Consider the following 232-nt stretch of genomic DNA (forward strand, 5'->3'; position numbering starts at 1 on the left):
GTCTTGTACCGGCCGTCGGCCTGCTTGCCGTTGTTGTACAGGACGCTGATGTCGCCCTTGCCGTCACCGTCGAAGTCACCGGCGACGGGCTTGCTGCTGGCCCAGGTCCAGCTGAAGCCGGAATCGGAGACGCTGTCCCACTTCTTCACCGGGGCGCCGAAGCCGTCGCCCGTGCTGGTGAAGGTCCACAGGGCCGTCTTGTACCGGCCGTCGGCCTGCTTGCCGTTGTTGT

General features: G+C 65.9%; 1 pseudogene. It reads right to left on the minus strand.

Annotated features, from left to right (window positions below):
• Window positions 1-232: pseudogene (locus ACX6XY_RS30515) on the minus strand (transglycosylase family protein); the annotation flags it as partial.

The organism is Streptomyces sp. O3, assembly GCF_054788135.1.